Origin of the sequence: Candidatus Nitrotoga fabula (assembly GCF_905221025.1) — a bacterium.
In the GTDB taxonomy this organism is placed as follows: Bacteria; Pseudomonadota; Gammaproteobacteria; order Burkholderiales; family Gallionellaceae; genus Nitrotoga; species Nitrotoga fabula.
The window spans coordinates 18,469-36,099 of record NZ_CAJNBL010000014.1; the positions used below are offsets into that span (position 1 = coordinate 18,469).

At 52.9% G+C, this 17,631-nt stretch carries 17 protein-coding genes; 7 read left to right on the plus strand and 10 right to left on the minus strand.

From position 1 onward, the window contains the following. Positions 1 to 189: 189 nt before the first annotated feature. From KJA68_RS05045 to KJA68_RS05070, 6 genes are all read right to left on the minus strand, one after another. Positions 190 to 378: a hypothetical protein gene (locus KJA68_RS05045; RefSeq protein ID WP_213035845.1), complete on the minus strand. Its 189-nt coding sequence runs from the start codon at positions 376 to 378 to the stop codon at positions 190 to 192. Positions 379 to 469: 91 nt separating this feature from the next. Continuing rightward, positions 470 to 1,585: an NAD(P)-dependent alcohol dehydrogenase gene (locus KJA68_RS05050; RefSeq protein WP_213035846.1), complete on the minus strand. Its 1,116-nt coding sequence runs from the start codon at positions 1,583 to 1,585 to the stop codon at positions 470 to 472. 21 nt (positions 1,586 to 1,606) lie between these two features. After that, entirely contained in the window at positions 1,607 to 2,179 is a 573-nt protein-coding gene (locus KJA68_RS05055) for an NADPH-dependent FMN reductase (protein ID WP_213035847.1), read from the minus strand. A gap of 118 nt (positions 2,180 to 2,297) precedes the next feature. Continuing rightward, a complete protein-coding gene (locus tag KJA68_RS05060; protein ID WP_213035848.1) occupies positions 2,298 to 3,842 on the minus strand; it encodes an FAD-binding oxidoreductase in 1,545 nt (514 codons plus the stop codon). An 11-nt stretch (positions 3,843 to 3,853) separates the two neighbouring features. Beyond that, a complete protein-coding gene (locus KJA68_RS05065; protein WP_213035849.1) occupies positions 3,854 to 4,804 on the minus strand; it encodes a hypothetical protein in 951 nt (316 codons plus the stop codon). Between the two features lie 28 nt (positions 4,805 to 4,832). Beyond that, on the minus strand, positions 4,833 to 5,156 hold the full coding sequence (locus tag KJA68_RS05070; protein ID WP_213035850.1) for a c-type cytochrome: 324 nt from the start codon (positions 5,154 to 5,156) through the stop codon (positions 4,833 to 4,835). A gap of 267 nt (positions 5,157 to 5,423) precedes the next feature. Between KJA68_RS05070 and KJA68_RS05075 the strand changes: the two genes are divergently transcribed. Continuing rightward, positions 5,424 to 5,828, plus strand: a complete 405-nt coding sequence (locus KJA68_RS05075; RefSeq protein ID WP_213035851.1) for a DoxX family protein — start codon at positions 5,424 to 5,426, stop codon at positions 5,826 to 5,828. Positions 5,829 to 6,036: 208 nt separating this feature from the next. On the opposite strand, the gene KJA68_RS05080 is transcribed toward KJA68_RS05075, so the two are convergent. The 3 genes from KJA68_RS05080 to KJA68_RS05090 all read right to left on the minus strand — a co-directional run bounded on the left by KJA68_RS05080 (position 6,037) and on the right by KJA68_RS05090 (position 9,010). Next, positions 6,037 to 6,984 (minus strand): LysR family transcriptional regulator, encoded by a 948-nt coding sequence (locus tag KJA68_RS05080; protein WP_213035852.1) that lies wholly within the window; start codon positions 6,982 to 6,984, stop codon positions 6,037 to 6,039. A 416-nt stretch (positions 6,985 to 7,400) separates the two neighbouring features. Further along, on the minus strand, positions 7,401 to 8,690 hold the full coding sequence (locus KJA68_RS05085) for a type II toxin-antitoxin system HipA family toxin (protein ID WP_213035853.1): 1,290 nt from the start codon (positions 8,688 to 8,690) through the stop codon (positions 7,401 to 7,403). Then, a complete protein-coding gene (locus tag KJA68_RS05090; protein WP_213035854.1) occupies positions 8,690 to 9,010 on the minus strand; it encodes a helix-turn-helix domain-containing protein in 321 nt (106 codons plus the stop codon). The genes KJA68_RS05085 and KJA68_RS05090 overlap by 1 nt, the downstream gene beginning before the upstream one ends. Before the next feature lie 656 nt (positions 9,011 to 9,666). Between KJA68_RS05090 and KJA68_RS05095 the strand changes: the two genes are divergently transcribed. The 6 genes from KJA68_RS05095 to KJA68_RS05120 all read left to right on the plus strand — a co-directional run bounded on the left by KJA68_RS05095 (position 9,667) and on the right by KJA68_RS05120 (position 16,147). Beyond that, entirely contained in the window at positions 9,667 to 10,092 is a 426-nt protein-coding gene (locus tag KJA68_RS05095) for a nucleotidyltransferase substrate binding protein (RefSeq protein ID WP_213035855.1), read from the plus strand. After that, positions 10,089 to 10,409 (plus strand): nucleotidyltransferase domain-containing protein, encoded by a 321-nt coding sequence (locus KJA68_RS05100; RefSeq protein ID WP_213035856.1) that lies wholly within the window; start codon positions 10,089 to 10,091, stop codon positions 10,407 to 10,409. The genes KJA68_RS05095 and KJA68_RS05100 overlap by 4 nt, the downstream gene beginning before the upstream one ends. Positions 10,410 to 10,762: 353 nt before the next feature. Then, positions 10,763 to 12,004 (plus strand): toprim domain-containing protein, encoded by a 1,242-nt coding sequence (locus KJA68_RS05105; protein WP_213035857.1) that lies wholly within the window; start codon positions 10,763 to 10,765, stop codon positions 12,002 to 12,004. Next, positions 12,001 to 12,639, plus strand: a complete 639-nt coding sequence (locus KJA68_RS05110; protein ID WP_213035858.1) for a hypothetical protein — start codon at positions 12,001 to 12,003, stop codon at positions 12,637 to 12,639. The genes KJA68_RS05105 and KJA68_RS05110 overlap by 4 nt, the downstream gene beginning before the upstream one ends. Further along, a complete protein-coding gene (locus KJA68_RS05115) occupies positions 12,632 to 14,161 on the plus strand; it encodes a site-specific DNA-methyltransferase (RefSeq protein ID WP_213035859.1) in 1,530 nt (509 codons plus the stop codon). Before KJA68_RS05110 ends, KJA68_RS05115 begins: the two co-directional genes overlap by 8 nt. Before the next feature lie 3 nt (positions 14,162 to 14,164). Next, positions 14,165 to 16,147 (plus strand): phage terminase large subunit family protein, encoded by a 1,983-nt coding sequence (locus KJA68_RS05120; protein ID WP_213035860.1) that lies wholly within the window; start codon positions 14,165 to 14,167, stop codon positions 16,145 to 16,147. 190 nt (positions 16,148 to 16,337) lie between these two features. Here KJA68_RS05120 and KJA68_RS05125 read toward each other — a convergent pair whose 3' ends face one another. Continuing rightward, positions 16,338 to 17,537, minus strand: a complete 1,200-nt coding sequence (locus KJA68_RS05125; protein ID WP_213035861.1) for a cytochrome-c peroxidase — start codon at positions 17,535 to 17,537, stop codon at positions 16,338 to 16,340. Between the last annotated feature and the right edge of the window lie 94 nt (positions 17,538 to 17,631).

Here is a 17,631-nt window from a genome sequence, read left to right on the forward strand (position 1 = left end):
GCCACATGCAATCCGGGGATGGATGATGAAATCGCAATAACCATAGCGAAAATCAATCCGCCCGTTACCCTCTTGCCCGGTCTGTGAACGGCATCGCTGCGATGCAAACATGATGACACCTGCCAGGCATGCGGATTTCCGGAGAAATCCAAATAAAAGTCCCGCCAACTGAATAATCTGGAATTTGCCTTACATCCGGGTGATCGGTTTAATGGTAAGGCCCTTCTCGCTGTCTTCCGCCGCCTGATTGATCTGGTTGCGAAAATAAAATTTCACCAGTCTGTAGAAGGGAAAATTTCCCTGCCGATACAGCTCGACCAGTGCAGGAATGAACAGGTCCAGCTTGCTTTCCCCTGCAATGTCCCGGTGATGGATCATTATGCCGTTCACGTCAAAGCTGACCTTCGGACCGCATCGATCTGCATGCCTTCACCCAGCATATTCAATATGTTGATGCAGTGCCGCAGGATCAGTTCTGGGTCATCCGCAAGATCGGTTTGATCACCTTGCCCGATTTTGAGTCTTCCAGTGCCTGCTCAATCTGGTTCATGTCGTAGAATTTGACCAGGCGGTCGAACGGAAAACGTCCTTGCTGGAACAGCTCAACCAGCGCTGGAATCAGTTGACCGGAGCGTCCTCCGCCACCGAGCACGCCCATGACACGCTTGCCCCATAGGGTACTGAGATGGTCGAGCGAAAAGTGTGCGCCTGCCGGGGCACCGCCGATCAGCACCATGTGACCGAGCATGCCCACCGTTTGGGCAAGCTGCTCAATTACCGCAATGACACCCGTGCAATCAAAAGCGTAATCTACCGTGCTGCCCGTGATCTTGCGCACTTCTTCCACAAGATTCTGGCTGCGTGAATTAATGACGTGAGTGGCGCCAAATTCTTTGGCCAGTTCAAGCCGGTTATCATGAATGTCGGCAACAATGATCTTGGTGACGCCGGAGTTTTTGGCCGCCATGACTGCCGCCAGGCCAACAGCGCCCACACCGGCGATCAATACAGAATCGCCCAGGCGCGGGCGCGCCTCGTTGAGCACGGCCCCGGCGCCAGTAGCCAAGCCGCAGGCCAGAGGACCGAGCAGGTCAACCGATGTGTCCCCCGGAACCTTGACGAGCGCATCGGCCGAAACGATGGAATGGGTGGCAAACGACGATTGACCGAAGAAGTGACCGTTGATGGGCTGACCATCACGTGAATACGCAGTGGTGCCCTTGCGCTCGCCTTTAAAACGGAGGCCGGAGACCAGTGCATCGCCGGTCTTGAGGCAATAGCGCGGTTGGCCATCCAGGCAGTTACGGCAAATGCCACAGGACGGCCAGCCAATGATGACCTTGTCGCCAGGCGCGATCTCGCTGACACCGGGGCCGATCTGCTCTACTACGCCAGCACCTTCATGGCCGAGCACGGCTGGAAAAGGCATAGGCATGTCGCCAGCACGGGTGATGGCGTCGGTATGACACACGCCAGAGGCAACGATACGCACCAGTACCTCACCCCGCGCAGGCTCCTCCAGATCGAGTTCCTGAAGTTCGAAAGGAGCCGCTTTGTGTTCAACCACCAATGCTTTAATCTTCATGGGATTATTCTCCTGTAGGTCTTATACATTGCGCGGCAACACTGTGAGTACCCTCACGATAAATGTATGCAGCTCATTCATGTAGTTGCGTAAAAATTTGGCTGTCAAATCATCTGTGACCTGCCCATCCTCGGTAATCAGGCCAGGCTTGAACTGAATATAGGCCTCCATCGAATTCATCAGCGGCGAGTTGCAGAAGCACAATACCCCACGCAGACTCTGCTGTGCGATTGCAGTGCCAATTGATCCCGGGGAGGTGCCGATAACTGCCGAAGGTTTGCGTGCCAAGATATTTTGACCCCATGGCCGACTGGCCCAGTCGATCGCGTTTTTCAGACCGCCGGGAATTGAACGGTTAAATTCCGGCGTCACGAAAATCAACGCATCGACATTGCTGATTGACTGTTTGAAGTCCCGGGCTACCTGGGGAAAATCCGCGTCATAATCCTGGCTATAAAGGGGCAAATTTCTAATTGGAATCTCCGTCAATTCAAGTTCCGACGGCGCCAAATGTTTCAACGCCTTGGCCAACAAGCGATTGATGGAAGTACTAGAGAGACTACCAACGATGTATCCAACCTTGTATGTAGCCATGTAAATCTCCTTCATCCTCGCATATTGAATCTATTTTTTCAGCATCACACTTCAGCCAGCCCGGGTCACAGGATTTCATTTATCTGAAAAAACTGCATTTCCCTGGCCAGCGTCATTGCTACCGGATACCCGATTTGCCCGGAGCCAGGATTCCATTCGGATCCAGCGCATCCTTCAGTATTTTGTGGATATTTCGCTGCACCGGGCCATACGTTTCCGCGACTTTGTCCATAAAAGCGGTATTGACACGATAAATCCCATACCCGCGCGCAGAGAATTCACTCAGCAACTCATCGAAACATTGGTAAGCCGCTTTCGTCTGCTCCGGATCGGTCTTGTCATATAGAACATCCACAATATGGTGCATGTCACGCATTCCAACGATGAACTCACCCGAATAATCCAGGCCGTGCCGGGCCAGAATCTGCTTGGTCAACGCCATCTGCTTGAGGGTTTCACTTCCCCGTGCCTGCGAAACCGGTGCAAACCACATCGAACCGCCACCTCCTCGCCAGTTATACAGGGAAAACTCCTTGAGGGTCATTTCCCCTCGCATCAACTTGGCCCGATAGACAAATGCCGGATCTCCACTTGCCTCCTGTTCCGTGAGTATCCTCGCCTTCCCGGATTTTCCGAATGCCTGCCGGACGATTTTCCAGTTCACATCAATCTGTTCCTGCGTACCATAAAGTGCCGCATACACATTCCAGATCCCCAGTTTATGGTCTTTCATGATCCTGAAAACCGCTTCATCCGGAATGGAGCCGGGCCCGGTCATATAATCACTGCGCCGGGCTTTCACAGGAGCCTCATACAACGCATGAGCGATCACAACTGCATTGGGAATCACGCCATTGATGCGCAGCGGACGGATGGTATCCACAATTTCCACGATATCCTCTTCGCGGTCGTACTGGATGACGAATGGCTTGAACGCCGGAGGCTCGGGCATGAGCCAGAAACCAAACTTGGTTACAATCCCGTAGTTCGACTGCGTAAAAATCCCGTCCAGATAGGGGCCGTACCCCCATTTGAATACCTGCCAGGTATTGGAATTGGGCATCGACCCCATGCCGGTGCGCAATACCTCGCCATTTGCAAGAACCACCTCCATTCCACAGGCAAACATGAAATGTTCCCCATAGGGCGTGTATCCGACGCCACGATCCAGCGTGTTGCCAACCGGTCCTGCAATCGCGGAGGGGGCGGGCATGGAAAGCCACAGGCCCAACTTGTGCTCCTCGATATGGTCATACAGCTGCTGGTAGGTTACGCCCGGCTCCACCAGGGCATAGGCCAGATCCTTGTCCACCTCCAGAATCCGGTTCATACGCTTCAAATCCAGCACCACCTGGCCGCGCTCTGCGGGCGCGGCAGAACCGTAGCCCAGATTTTTCCCGGTGGAAATAGTCCAGACCGGTACTTTATGCCGGTTGCAGATCGCGACGATCTTTTGAATCTGCTCGACTGTCGTGGCCAGCAATGCCGCAGACGGCACATGCTCCTCATCTGCTACCGGCATCATCGTCTTGATATAGGGAGCCAGCTGCTGCGCGCCCGTCAGCACTGCATCCCCACCGAGCACCTCACGAAATTCGCTGATTGCGACGTCAAAGACCTCCTCGGTTACGCCTTTGGGCAAAGCGATATATTTGCTGACCATTTATGTGCCTCCTAGACGTCAATGACTAACGATACGAAATGCATCCCGGATAACGCCGAATTACCCATTCCGGAATGACTCGAACCGCAGACAAATGCCCGGCTGGAACAGAAATCCCGTTGGCTTCCCATCCCCAACGCCATGGCAACGGTTGCATAGCCTGTCGCTTCCACCCAGTCGCGGAACCCGGGAAATTCAACAGCAGCCGGGCCGTCCGGCTGATTTCCGGCAGCACCGGAAGATTCTACCGTTCGGGTTACCCATTTCCGCCCGTCTTCCGCTTCCCAGCCAACCGACTTGCAGGCTTCAACCGGATTCATGCCGGAACAATACAAATGCACATCCTGCTTGCCGCCCAACTGCCAGACAGAAAAATCCGGAACAGGAAGAGCGGCCACTGCCCCCGGCATTTCCGGGGTTTCAAGAAAGTTTTCGACAATGGAAAAATCATGGCGGCTTTCCATCAGCCCGGAAGCCAGCATCTTCCCTGCACTGAATGCAGGAGATGCGGAACGCCAGGCATGGCGAAGCATACCGGATTCCGCACCATCCGGAATAAAGGCATGGGAGCCGTATGCCAGCAGATGGCCGCCTGACTCCCGCACCAGTTCCAGGAATATCGCCGCGCTGGCATCATCCATCACCGCAATCCAGCGGGTGTTGGGCGAAATATCCAGAAATTCAGCCACGCCCCGGGGATTAACCAGCAGTTCATCTTTTAATCTGACGGTTGGAATAATCCCCTGGCTATACTCGGTATAAGCAGAACAGGCGGCATAGCCCCCTCGGGAAAATCCCTCTCCTGCTGCCGTGTTTCCCAGCAACAACTGGCAGTTTCTGGTTTTTCCAGGTTCGGGCTGGCGAATGACCACGGCTTCGGTAATACCGGGAATGCCCATGGCCAGCAGGGTTCCCCCGGTAAGTACGCCTTTCATCAGGTTGCGTCGGTGTTCGTTCATCATGGTGATGTATTCCTCCCGGACTCAGGATCTAAGGATTTTTCGAAATGTATTCAGCCAGCATCGCCAGTGAATCATCGTCGATTTCCGCGGCACGGAACGCGGGCATGGCTCCCCTTCCGCTGCGAACCGTCATCTGAATATATTGTGGCGGCAACCCGCGTTTACGAATGCGCGGGCCTACTCGCTCTTCATGGCAATAGGCACAAATCTTTTCATAAATTTCAGCACCACTCTTCCATGCATGCCCTTTTCCGGAAGGCTCTCCCGATGCAGACCATGCGCAGCCGGACGCAAAAAGCAGGCCCTCCAAGAAAAAACTCATTGTCCTGATTTCCAGTCCAGTTTTTTTCATTCCCACTCCTCCAAAATGTAAGATGCAGTTCCTGTCTGATCTGCAGCAACCAGCCAACTCGCCTGATACATAGAATAATTGTGCCGCATATCCCGGTATGTTCGATACCGCACATAAACCGGATATATTTTAGGGTAGCCTTGCTACTGTAATTTCAACAACGTTCCATGGTGTGCATGCTACCTGAAAACCGGAACAATCCAGTTTCCAAGTAGCAGGTGTATCATGGAGATATATTAACAATACCATAAATTAAGGACATCAACCATGAATGCCTTGAACCAATTTGGCCCGTTATTGGGTCGTATTCTGATTGCGCTGATATTCGTTATGGCGGGCTTTAACAAGATCACCGGCTTTGAAGGAACCGTTGGCTACATAGCCAGCAAGGGACTGCCATTCCCGGAAATGCTGGCCATAGGTGCCATCATCGTTGAACTGGGAGGGGGATTGATGCTGATCGCCGGATGGTATACGCGCTGGGCCGCAGCAGCAATATTTATTTTTACCGCAATGACCGCTGTCCTGTTCCATAATTTCTGGGCCATGCCACCTGAAGAAGCACAAAACCAGATGATCAGCTTCATGAAAAACATCTCCATCATGGGTGGCCTGCTTTATGTAGTGGTATATGGCAGCGGATCCATAAAACCGGGAAAGAGTATAAGCTGATCCATAAGCGGCGCAGAATGTCAGGCATGCTTGCGCCGCTATAATGATAGACCAAAAAAATGTTTCAGCGGGAATCTCTCCCGATTGAATCTACTCATCCATAAATAGTTTATAAAATAGGAATAGAAAATACTGAACAACACCCTATAAAACACAGGCAGCCATCCAATCCATGCAAGGCTTTCCCCGAATCAGGGAAAATCCGGCCTCATTGATCCTGGTTTAATGTAAAACCAGGAATATCCGACAGGTAACGGTTTGCTTCGGACTGGCTTTCCCGCTTCAGAAAATCGAGGAAAGTGCTGGCCGCCACTGTCAACCTTTTATCTTCCGGATATACCGCATACCACTGGCGCCGGATGGGAAATCCCGCAACATCCAGGATGGAGAGTTCCTTGCTGTTTCTTTCCAGTGCCAGGGTATGCGCTGACACCACGGCAATGCCCAATCCGCCTGCAACTCCCTGTTTGACTGCCTCACTACTCCCCAGCTCCATCCTGACTTTTAGTGATAAGCCATGTTCGCTGAAAAACCGTTCGGTAGCGAGCCGGGTACCAGATCCCTGCTCCCGAACCAGAAAAGGTTCGTCTGCCAAACGCTGCAAAGGAATATTTTTCTTTCCCGACAGGGGATGACTGGAAGGCGCCAGAACCACCAGCGGGTTTTCCATAAAGCACTCAGCTTGCACATCCATATGCTCGGGCGGTTGCCCAAGCATATACAAATCGTCTTCATTATCTGCCATGCGCTGCAATATCCTTTCCCTGTTGGTAACATGAAGGGATACTTCAATGCCCGGATAAAGCGCATAAAACGAGCCAAGCAAGCGCGGAATGAAATATTTAGCCGTGCTGACCGCCGCGAGGCGTAGCTTTCCTGTTTTCATCCCATGCATGTCTGCGATCAGCATCTCAAATTGAGACAATCCTTTGAAAATATCGCGGCATAGCAGCAGCAATTCCCGGCCCATGTCAGTCAGGAAAATGCGCTTCCCGATCTGCTCCAGCAAAGGCAGGCCGACAATATCCGTTAGCTGCTTAATCTGAATGGAAACGGTAGGCTGGGTAAGATGCAGCTCCTCGGCGGCGCGGGAATAACTCAGGTTGCGCGCAACCGATTCGAAAACCTGAAGCTGGCGCAGTGTTGCGTGTTTCATATTGACTTTTTTTATCATGGGCGACAATCTAGCACGATTATGAAAAAAATATAAAGCAAACCGCCATGCTGGCACTGAATGATGCACGGACAGCAGGTCTAAGCGATCCTGCACCGCTATTCTGTTCTGAACCTCCATTTTCTGGCTGAAGATCACAACTCACTTCAATACTCTGCAACCCGAAGCCGTATTCAGTAGAAATAAACATGCATCCATGGCACCACAAAAACTCCTACACGTTCTAATTCAAGGTTTTTTCTATACCTAAGAAAAGTGGGGGAAATTCAGTATAGATAATTTTGCAATCTACATACCATGCCGGGATTGTTACTTTGCAAAACCCTTTTGACCATCGGAGATTCCGGTTGTTGCAGTGATCACCGACACCAGCCGTTTTCATTTTCAGCCGAGTAAACTCAAATCAGCTCAAAATCCTTCGCGATCGCTTGCGCCGTTCCGGTAGTCAGACCTGCATCCTGTGCAAACTGCTGCCAGTTACCGATGGCAGCCCGGACTTCAGCAATCAGGTCCAATGGGCGACGGATGCTGAATCTCTGTGCTTCTACCAATAAATCAGCACGGGTGATATCACGGAATTTTCCATTGACGCTCATCAGGTGTTGATAGGTCCATTCTCCCTGAGGATTGTATGCGTGCGTCACGTCATAGGCCGGGGCCAACTCCCATGATCCACCTTGCTTCAAGCGAAACGCAAAGTTCTTGGTGTGATCATCATAGTTTTTTGCCATGACGTTGAATACCATGCGCCGAAACGCCTGTGCATTGGATTCATCCCCCAGCCCGAGCTGTGCAATGACCATGAAAAGCTGTGCATAGGCATGGGTGGCGCGCTGTTTGTAATCGAGGTGATCCATAGCACAAAGCGTTTGTACGTGATGCTTGATCGTATGCTGATTCTCTACCTCCCTATCCCACCGGCGGGTCATGAAATGGGCGCGGCCGCTCTCTTCCAATAACCGGCACTGCGACATCCTGATGCCGGCGGCTTTTGCCATCAGGTGATAGGCGTATTCGATCCGTCCGTATTCCGCGGTGCCACCTAACTCGAAATCCTTGCCCACACCATCCAGCTTGAGAAGCCAGTGTTCGAACCCGGGTGCCGCGTCAAACTGGCCACTGCGAACCTGGTTGGTTTCAGGATTCCATACGACTACCGCCTTGGCGCGCACGCCCCCGGCAGAAGTACCGACCCGGATCATATTGGCAAGCGCAGCCCGGGCTTCCATACCGCCAGAAAGATCACCATGCAGAACCATACGGGCGGCTTCTACCAGATTTTTCATTTTTAATGGTTCGGCGCTCTCGCGGTGAGCGCCTCTTGCGGGTTTGAACTCCAGGGCTCCCATACCTCGCTTGCCCATGTATGCCAAGCGATCCAGCGTGGTGACGGCACGTTTCTCCACCCCCTTGCCGGACATCCACGCATCGATGAGAGCATTACCAAAATCGTCGGGCAATGCATCGGCCAGCAGACCCGGCAGGCGTTTGTATGCTGGCTCGGACAGGTTCGGAAAAGCAAATGTCGTGCGGGGATCATCCAGCGGCATCGTGAGCGGCGCCAGTTCGATGCCGAGCTGGCGCCAGGCGGGATCATAGGCAAACACATAACATCCCAGACGCGGGTCAGGCGCTACAGCGCCCACACGCTTTCCCCAAATGCGCACCTCAATCACCGGGATGTCCATCAACGATCTTTCGGCAACCGGACACTACGCCGCACGCGTTGTGGTGCTTTTGACTGACGCAACAAATTGAGTGGATTGATACTGGGTTCCGGAACGAGCACATCAATCCCATGGAGGCATTCCAGCGCTTTCAGTACGCGTATCAAGGTTTCCAGCGTTGACCCGCGCCCGGCCTCCAGGTTACGTAATGCTTTCTCTGAAATGCCTGCTTTTTCTGCAGTGGTACGCTGATCCAGATTACGATCAAGGCGTAAACGGCGTAACCGTTCACCCAGTATCCACTGGAGTTCTTCTGGCGTTTTAAATAACAGAGCACTCATTCGGTCATAATATGCCTGTTAAATGTACATAATGCTTTAAAGTGGTCATTTTATGCCGATTAAACTAACATGGTCAACATATTTTCCTTGTAAGTAGCAGTATCATGCTGCTGATCCAGTTTATAGCAAATAATCGGCATAAATATGCCGTCTTTGGCCATGAACCGCTTGATAACCGGGGCTGTAACGGCTGAATCTGTTTAAAGAACAGATAAGCCGGTGCTGGCGGGGTGGCGCTTTGCTAGGGCAAGTCAAACAACGGAACATTTTGAAGATATGACCTTTATGTTTAAGCCAGACTCCAGTCAGGAGCAGCCTCGACTTGGCTTTCAGCAGGCTGACGCTGAATGCTACAATTCTCAACGCGAACAGTCATCCCATATGATTATAGATATACCGACATTTTAGGGATTCATAGGGCCGTTTGAATTCATTACTAACTGGGGGTGAGCCAGATGGGTGGCGGCCGAAAAATTAAGATGTGAGAACCAATATCCGATATGGACCCGACCCCCTTTGCTTTCAGTGAAAATTCTAAATAATGTGATGCAGCCCCCTAGCCCACAGGAAATTATGGCTGAAATTGCGAAGCTGGATGCGGAGAGCGCGGAAGTGCTGGCTAAAATCAGAACCTTGTTATAAAGGGGAATCAGGCGATGCAAGATATCCGATGGCAACAGCGATTCAACAACTTCACCCGGGTATTTCAAACCTTGACGGAAGCGGTGGAACTGGCGCAAACCCGGGAATTGACCAAACTGGAACAGCAGGGGTTGATCCAGAGCTTCGAGTTTACACATGAGTTGGCCTGGAATGTTCTGAAAGATTATTTGCAATACCAGGGCATCACGGATTTGACGGGTTCACGGGATGCCACCCGTGCTGCGTTCAAAAATGGACTGATTGAACAAGGCGAAGACTGGATGAAAATGATCGCTGCACGCAATAAAACCTCGCATACCTACAATTTAAACGTCGCCACTGCTGTTGCAGAGGATATTTTGAACCGGTTTTATCCTGCCTTTGCAAGCATGGCTACAAAATTTACTGAATTGAGCGAACAGCAGGATATCGATCCATGAAGTATGGGTTACCCAATTTTACGATTGAACAGATCCGTGGCGTTTTTGCCCGCTTTCCGGAAATTGAAAAAGCTGTTCTCTATGGCTCCAGGGCGAAAGGAAACTATCAGGCAGGCTCGGATATTGACCTAACCCTATATGGTGATGCGCTCACCCCGGATCTGTGCGATAAGATCGCTAATGAGCTGGATGATCTGCTATTGCCATACACCATAGACCTTTCCCTGTTTGATGAACTGGATCATGTTAAATTGCGGGAACATATTGAACGGATGGGAGTGACGTTTTATGAAAGAGCCAAGCAGTATTCCTCTTAAATTACAAAATTCCCGGCTATACACGTAAAGTGATTTATATTTTTGACTTTCATGTAATTCTTCTGGCACGAAAGTGACTCGCAACCTAAAAGTTAGTCCGTGAGCTGAGGCAAGTCCAAATTAATACATATCAGGATTAATACATATCAAGTTTTTCTTTCGGCATTAACTCAGCTTTCAGAATCAGCGTTTCCGATATCGTCGGTGCCTATGGCATCTACCACGGCAACGATCCTGGCAAGCAGTCGGTCAAACTGAACCGCCGTGACGAAAAAGGCCAGTTCAAACCGCTGATTCCTGACCCGGCACTGCGCGCAGCGATCAAGAAACGCCAGGCGGAAAACCAGCAGCGCATGAAAGCGCTACGCGCAGCCGAAGCGGAATTGGCGGCACGGACTGCTACCCGGGTCTGGATAGCCTATGTGCCAACCGGTGAATCAGACTATCTCGACCGCAAGGGGGTGGCTGCCCACGGCGTGCGCTTTGACCCCCATGGCCACGGCACCCTGGCAATCCCGATGTGCGATGCCTATGGCAATATCCATGGCCTGCAGATCATCCGCGGCCGGAACCGCGGCAACAAACTGCAAAAACAATACTTCCCAAAAGGTCTGGCCAAGCAGGGACACTATCACCTGCTCGGCGGTTCCCCCACCTGGATCTGCCTGGTGGCCGAAGGCTATGCCACTGGGGCCAGTGTGTATCAGGCCACACAGTTGCCGGTAGCGGTGGCATTCGATGCCGGCAACCTGATGCCGGTGGCGGTGGTCCTGCATAAAACCTATCCCCGTGCAAAAATCCTGATCTGCGCCGACGATGATCATCTGACGGTGGGCAATCCCGGCATCACTGCCGCCAGTGCCGCGGCGCTGGCCGTGAATGGCGCCTGGGTGGCACCCCGGTTTACCCAGGACCGTGGGGATCACAAGATCACCGACTTCAATGATCTGCATACCCTGGAAGGGCTGCATGTAGTCCGCAGCCAGATCGAAGCGCGGCTACGCGAACTGAAATGGCAACCTGGATCTGCCGCATCTCCGGCCTCTCTTCTTTCCGATGGATCCAAACAACCCGACACCGAAAAACCCCTGTTATCGATCGAAGAAGCCTGCACCCGCTATATCCTGATCTATGGCGGCAAGGGCCTGCTGTTCGATCAGGAGCGGCGCATACTGCTCCTGAAGCAGGATGTTCTCGACATCTGTCCGGATCACGCCTGGCGGGAATTGAAACAGCGACCCGACCGCCGGGTCGTGCCGATGGAAAGCGTCGGCTTCGATCCCACGGAAAGCGATCCCAGAATTGTCTGCAATCTGTGGGGCGGCTGGCCGACCGAGCCGCGTGAAGGGAAATGCACTGCCCTGCTGGGCTTGCTGCAATACCTGTGCAGCAACGAATCCAACCATAGAGAAGTCTACCAGTGGGTGCTCAACTGGCTGGCCTACGTGCGCATCCGGATGCCGTTCTTATTATTTCTCTCACGTATATATCTCACCCCGTGGAATGCGTGGTATCAGTGGAACACAGGGTTCATTGGCAAAAAGTCCGTAAAAACTGGCGTGGAACCCCAGTGGAATCCGGAGGACCGGCCATGACCCTGGAAAACCAGTCCCAGTTTGCCAGACGCCTGGGCCATGACAAAGCCTATATCACCCGCCTGAAGCAGGCCGGACGCCTGGTAATGGAACATGACCTGGTCAACGTCGAGACTTCGCTTGCTCGGATCCATGCCACACAAGGCGATCGCCCGCAGGTGGCGGAATTCCATGCGGAACAGCGTGCACAGAAGCGTGCAGCGGATTCCGGATTTCCAGATGGCCAGGCAGGCCTATCCGCCACCCATGGCAGAATGGGTCATGCAGCAGGTCGGCAAGAGATCCCATCCATATCAGGCCACGACCTCAGCCTGGACAAGGCACGCCGCGTGCGTGCGATCAGCGAAGCCCGCATCAAGACTGCGCAGGCGGACCAGGAGGAGATGGCGCGCGACAAGATGGCCGGCAATTTGATTGCCCGGGAAGATGTCGATTTCGTGCTGCGCGATTTTGGTGCCACGCTGTCCTCTCTCCTGGAAAACCTCGCCGACCGTTTGGCCCCCATCGTCTATCCCCTCACCACCTTATCGGAAACCCATACCGCGATCCGTGAAATGGCAGAAGAAATCCAGCTGGAAATGGCGGAAACCATGCAACGACGCACACGGAATCAACAAGGAGTAAAAAATGACTGAACCCAGGATTGCTACCATGACCGAATCCAAATCAAATTCCATGACCCCATCCATGACAGATTCCTGCTTGCATGACCATGCAGAATTCCGGAAATTAAGCATGGATGATTCACGCAATACGGATCCGGCGCATTCTCGCATTGAAAGCCCAACGTCACCGCGCATCCATGACCAGCTAGAATGTCTGCCCGTAGATGCGCTAGTGCCCTATGCCCGTAATGCCCGTACCCACAGTGAGGAGCAGATTGCGCAGATCGTGGCCAGTATCCGCGAGTATGGTTTTACCAACCCGGTGCTGATCGATGAAAACGGCGGCATCATTGCCGGCCATGGCCGGGTGATGGCAGCGCGTTGCATGCAATTGGAGGTGGTACCCTGTCTGCGCATCACCGGATTAAGCGACGCCCAGCGGCGTGCCTATATCCTGGCGGATAACCAGATTGCGCTGAATGCCGGCTGGGATCTGGACAAGTTGGCCGCGGAACTGCAGGATTTGCGTGAGGAAGGCTATGGTCTGGATATTCTAGGCTTTGATGCCGACTTCCTTGCCGATCTGCTTGCCGATCCGCCTCCGGAAAAAAATCCGGATGAGGCGCCACCGGTGCCGATGGATCCCGTCAGTGTTATTGGAGATATCTGGATATTGGGATCCCATCGCTTGATTTGCAGCGACAGCACGTCTTCCACCAGCTTACAGGCGTTGATGCAGGGCGAGCTTGCCGATGCCTGCTGGACCGATCCACCCTATAACGTCGCCTATGGCGATTGTGCCGAATTCCAGAATCATGGCAAGAACGGCAAGCAACGAAACACCGACCGCATTCTCAACGATGATCTGGACGAGGCCAGTTTCCGGACATTCCTGGGCGGCTTCTATCGTGCCGCCTGGAGCGTGATGAAGCCGGGGGCCGCAATCTATGTGGCACATTCCGAAACCGAACGCCATAATTTTACCGAGCTATTCCTGCAAAATGGTTTCAAGCTCTCCGGGTGCCTGATCTGGAGAAAAAATGCCCTGGTGCTGGGACGATCCGATTATCAATGGATGCATGAGCCCATCCTGTATGGCTGGAAAACCGGTGCGGCGCATCGCTGGTATGGCGGGCGCAAGCAGACCACGATTCGCCAGCTTGAGGCCAATCCCTTTACCCATCGCCCAGACGGGCTATGGGAAATCCAGCTGGGCAGCACAATCCTCGTCATGGAGGGCGAGGTGAAGGTGGAGGAGCTGTTGCCGGATGTGCTGACCGAAGACAAGCCGCTGTGCAATGATGTCCATCCAACCATGAAGCCGGTGTCATTGATCGAGCGCATGCTGGTCAACAGTGCCAAGCGTGGAGAGGTCGTGCTCGATCCCTTCGGCGGCAGTGGTTCCACCTTGATGGCCTGCGAGCGTTTGGGAATGCGGGCACGTTTGTCCGAGCTCTCTCCAGGCTATGTAGATGTAATCGTCCGGCGCTGGCAGGAATATACCGGGCAGCGCGCCATTCTGGAATCCAGCGGTAAAGTCTTTCCGGAGTAAGCCATGGCAGTCCGACTGAAACTCGATCGTGGTTATCTGTATCGCCGCCTGGCGGCCTCCTGCAAACCTGCGGACCGGTTGACGGTATCCGCCTGGGCCGATCGTCATCGGGTGTTGTCGTCCAAGCAGTCGGGCGAGCGCGGCAAATGGAAAACGGTGCGCAATCCGATCTTGCGCGAAATCATGGACTGCCTGTCGGTGACCTCACCCGTATCGGAAGTCGTGGTGATGAAATCAAGCCAGGTGGGGGTCACGGAGGCTACGGTCAACTGGCTGGGCTATATCATGGAGCATGCCCCGGCACCAACCATGGTGTTGATGCCGACTTTGGAAAGCCGGGATTCCTGGAAAGTGCAAAAGCTGAATCCGCTGCTGACCGAAACCGAATGCGTGCGCGACATCCTCGGTGGATTGCGCAGCCGCGATGCGGCGAACAGCAAGGATCTGATCGATTTCCCCGGCGGCATATTATTTCTGGCCGGGGGCAACAGCCCCAACAGCTATGCGCAGAAGTCGGTGCGCAATCTGGTGATGGATGACCTCGACCGCTTTCCGTCAGAAATTGGAGAAGAAGGCGATCCGGTCGGATTGGCCCGCGGCAGGCTGAAGGCGTTCTCGCGTTCCAAGCTGGTGTTGATCAGTACTCCGACCGTAAAGGATGCCAGCCTGATCGAGCGCGAATATCTGGCCAGCGACCAGCGCAGATTTTATGTGCCCTGTCCTGCCTGCGAGGAGGCGCAATCGCTGAAGTGGTCCAACCTGAAATGGAATCTGGCCGCAGGCCAGGTGTGGTATGAATGCGAGCATTGCGGCACGTGCCTCGAAGAACACCACAAGCCGGCGATGCTGGCCGCCGGGGTATGGAAACCGGAGAATCCGGATCACCGGCGACGGGGTTATCACCTCAGTGCATTATATGCACCGATCGGCCTGGGGCCGAGCTGGCTGGATCTCGCGCAACAGTTCACGCTGGCAAGACAGGATGTAGCCACCTTAAAAACCTTCATCAATACGGATCTTGGCGAAACCTGGGAGGACCAGGCCAGCAGTCTCAAGTCAAACGATCTGCTACGACGTGTGGATGACGTTCCCTTGCGCACCATTCCTCCCGGCATTCTGGCATTGACTGCAGGCATCGACACCCAGGACTCCTGGCTGGCGATTACGGTGCTGGGGTGGAGTGCATCCGGACATCGCATCATCGACTGGCATGAGATCCAGGGCGACACCACCCGGCTGGAGGTGTGGGATGAACTGGAGGTCTATCTCAATACGCCGCTGTTGAATGCCTTTGGCAAGGCAATGCGTTATCGCGGGGCGCTGATCGACAGCCGCGGGCACCGCGGCGAGCAGGTGCGCAATTTTGTGCAGCGGCCTGGACTGCGCATACCGGTGTTTGCTGGCCAGGGCAGTACCACGCGCATGGGCAAGGCGATTGCCTCCTCTCCAAGCTATCCGGACAAGACGCGCAAGGGAAAAGTGCTGCGCGGCAGCTTCGGATTGTGGAATGTCGGCACGGAATACTGCAAGGCGTTTCTTTATGGCGCGCTGGCCAGCGATGCCGACCGCGCCCAGGAAGATCGGGCATTCCAGTTTGGCCAGGGGCTGGAGGTGGAATATTTCGATGGCCTGCTGTCGGAAGTGTATGACCCGGAAGCCCGGCGCTATGTGCAGAAGAAAGGGGCGCGCTTCAAACGCAACGAGCCGCTGGATACGCTGGTGTATGCCTGGGCAGTGGGGGCACACCGGGAAATCATGATCGGGCGTACACGCCATGGCAAGCCGGATCCTTATTATTGGGAACGCCTGCAGGCGATGCTGGAACAGCGGGGGTCGATGGCTGAGAATTCTGCTTCCGTTGCAGGGCCGGTTGAAATGAATGATTCAGGCGAAAAACCTAATCGTGCACCTCGCCGCCCGGACAGCAAGCAGGTCGCCTCATCCAGAGGGCGGATTTCATTGCCCGGGATGCGTCGATGGGTATAAAGTGAATAACGAATGATATAGGGAAAGGCTATGACAGTCCTTATGAACAACATATAGCTATAGGGAAAAACTGCCAATAGTTATTCGTAGCATTTACAACTGGTTGATCAGAAAGGTATAGATACCGCCGCATTCCTCACCCAAACAGGATCAGTTAATATTGTGCCTCAATTTAGCTTTTTCTTTCCCATTAAGGAGAAATCGAGAATGGAGGCGGTGAATTCATGGGTACATTAGGGTCATTACCCCATATTGGATAGTCGTCGGTTAACGTTTCCATAAAGGCAACAATGGCATCTTCTTCTTCAGAAGTTAACTTGAGATCACCCAGTTCATCTACGTTCACATTTTGCTGAATTTCAGGCAAGGGCCAACCGGTAATGCCAAAATTGATCGTATCGGTGTTATCTGTAAACAGTTCTCCCAATGCATCGCGGGTGTTATAGAAATGCACCACCTGCTTCAATGATACAAGGACTCCGTTATGACCATAGGGTGGGGTCAAAGCAATATTCCGCAGGGTCATGACCTTATGCTTGCCCAGTTCGTTGCCATCAGGATCCATTGCTGCAATGTCGGCGCGCCCGCCAAGACCGCGATCCGGATCATCCGGTATGGCTGCATTGCGGGGCAGGCCGATGTTGTCGTAAGTAAAGTCTGTAAACAGTGGCGGCATGATTTTCCCTTTTTTATTATGCGCTCCTTCGCTTTTGAAATGAGTCGTTTCACTGATATGACAGGCAGAACATTGGGCCTTTCCATTAAATAGCCGTAATCCCTCTTCCTCTTTGGCAGTAAACGTGGTTTTCCCAGCCAGAACATAATCAAACTTGGAGTTGAATTTATTGAAAACGGTGGTTTTCTCAAATTCTGCGATTGCCCTGGCTGCAAGTGCAAAGATTTTCTCGTCATCAGCTGGCTTTTTTCCATTATCCGGAAAGCTTTCATCCTGGATATTATCCAGATTGACTTTATAGGCATCCCAGAACAACTGATGGTATTTCCCCCCCTCTTTTATCCGGCCTGCCACCGCTGATATGCCTAGCATTGCCATTTCACGGGGATTCAGGAAAGGTTCCTGTGCCTGTTCTTTCAAACCCCTTGCACGACCATTCCAGAATTGGCCGCCCATATACAGACCTTCTTTTTTGTTCCAGTAAAAGGTATTGACGTTATCCGGATCAACAAATCCTGGAGAGGGTGCACTTCCATTGGCAGGGTTCAGACTGTGGCAAGTGGCGCAGGACTGATTTCTGTTCAGCGAAAGATTTGCATCCTTGAATAAATGTTCTCCCAGTTTTTGCTCGTTATTCAGCGATTCTGCGGCTTGGGATGAAAAACTGATCAGCGCCAAAACCGGCAAGACAACACTTCGTAAGTGTATCTGCATATACATATAAAGATAGCTCCGTTAATAAAATCTACAAAATAAAGGTTCGAGATAAGATATATAAAATTTAATCACTAAAAATAAAGAATAATAT

Coding starts and splice junctions, on each gene's coding strand:
- KJA68_RS05045 (WP_213035845.1), bottom strand. CDS start 378: ATGATCCATCACCGGGACATTGCAGGGGAAAGCAAGCTGGACCTGTTC.
- KJA68_RS05050 (WP_213035846.1), bottom strand. CDS start 1,585: ATGAAGATTAAAGCATTGGTGGTTGAACACAAAGCGGCTCCTTTCGAA.
- KJA68_RS05055 (WP_213035847.1), bottom strand. CDS start 2,179: ATGGCTACATACAAGGTTGGATACATCGTTGGTAGTCTCTCTAGTACT.
- KJA68_RS05060 (WP_213035848.1), bottom strand. CDS start 3,842: ATGGTCAGCAAATATATCGCTTTGCCCAAAGGCGTAACCGAGGAGGTC.
- KJA68_RS05065 (WP_213035849.1), bottom strand. CDS start 4,804: ATGATGAACGAACACCGACGCAACCTGATGAAAGGCGTACTTACCGGG.
- KJA68_RS05070 (WP_213035850.1), bottom strand. CDS start 5,156: ATGAAAAAAACTGGACTGGAAATCAGGACAATGAGTTTTTTCTTGGAG.
- KJA68_RS05075 (WP_213035851.1), top strand. CDS start 5,424: ATGAATGCCTTGAACCAATTTGGCCCGTTATTGGGTCGTATTCTGATT.
- KJA68_RS05080 (WP_213035852.1), bottom strand. CDS start 6,984: ATGAAACACGCAACACTGCGCCAGCTTCAGGTTTTCGAATCGGTTGCG.
- KJA68_RS05085 (WP_213035853.1), bottom strand. CDS start 8,690: ATGGACATCCCGGTGATTGAGGTGCGCATTTGGGGAAAGCGTGTGGGC.
- KJA68_RS05090 (WP_213035854.1), bottom strand. CDS start 9,010: ATGAGTGCTCTGTTATTTAAAACGCCAGAAGAACTCCAGTGGATACTG.
- KJA68_RS05095 (WP_213035855.1), top strand. CDS start 9,667: ATGCAAGATATCCGATGGCAACAGCGATTCAACAACTTCACCCGGGTA.
- KJA68_RS05100 (WP_213035856.1), top strand. CDS start 10,089: ATGAAGTATGGGTTACCCAATTTTACGATTGAACAGATCCGTGGCGTT.
- KJA68_RS05105 (WP_213035857.1), top strand. CDS start 10,763: ATGAAAGCGCTACGCGCAGCCGAAGCGGAATTGGCGGCACGGACTGCT.
- KJA68_RS05110 (WP_213035858.1), top strand. CDS start 12,001: ATGACCCTGGAAAACCAGTCCCAGTTTGCCAGACGCCTGGGCCATGAC.
- KJA68_RS05115 (WP_213035859.1), top strand. CDS start 12,632: ATGACTGAACCCAGGATTGCTACCATGACCGAATCCAAATCAAATTCC.
- KJA68_RS05120 (WP_213035860.1), top strand. CDS start 14,165: ATGGCAGTCCGACTGAAACTCGATCGTGGTTATCTGTATCGCCGCCTG.
- KJA68_RS05125 (WP_213035861.1), bottom strand. CDS start 17,537: ATGCAGATACACTTACGAAGTGTTGTCTTGCCGGTTTTGGCGCTGATC.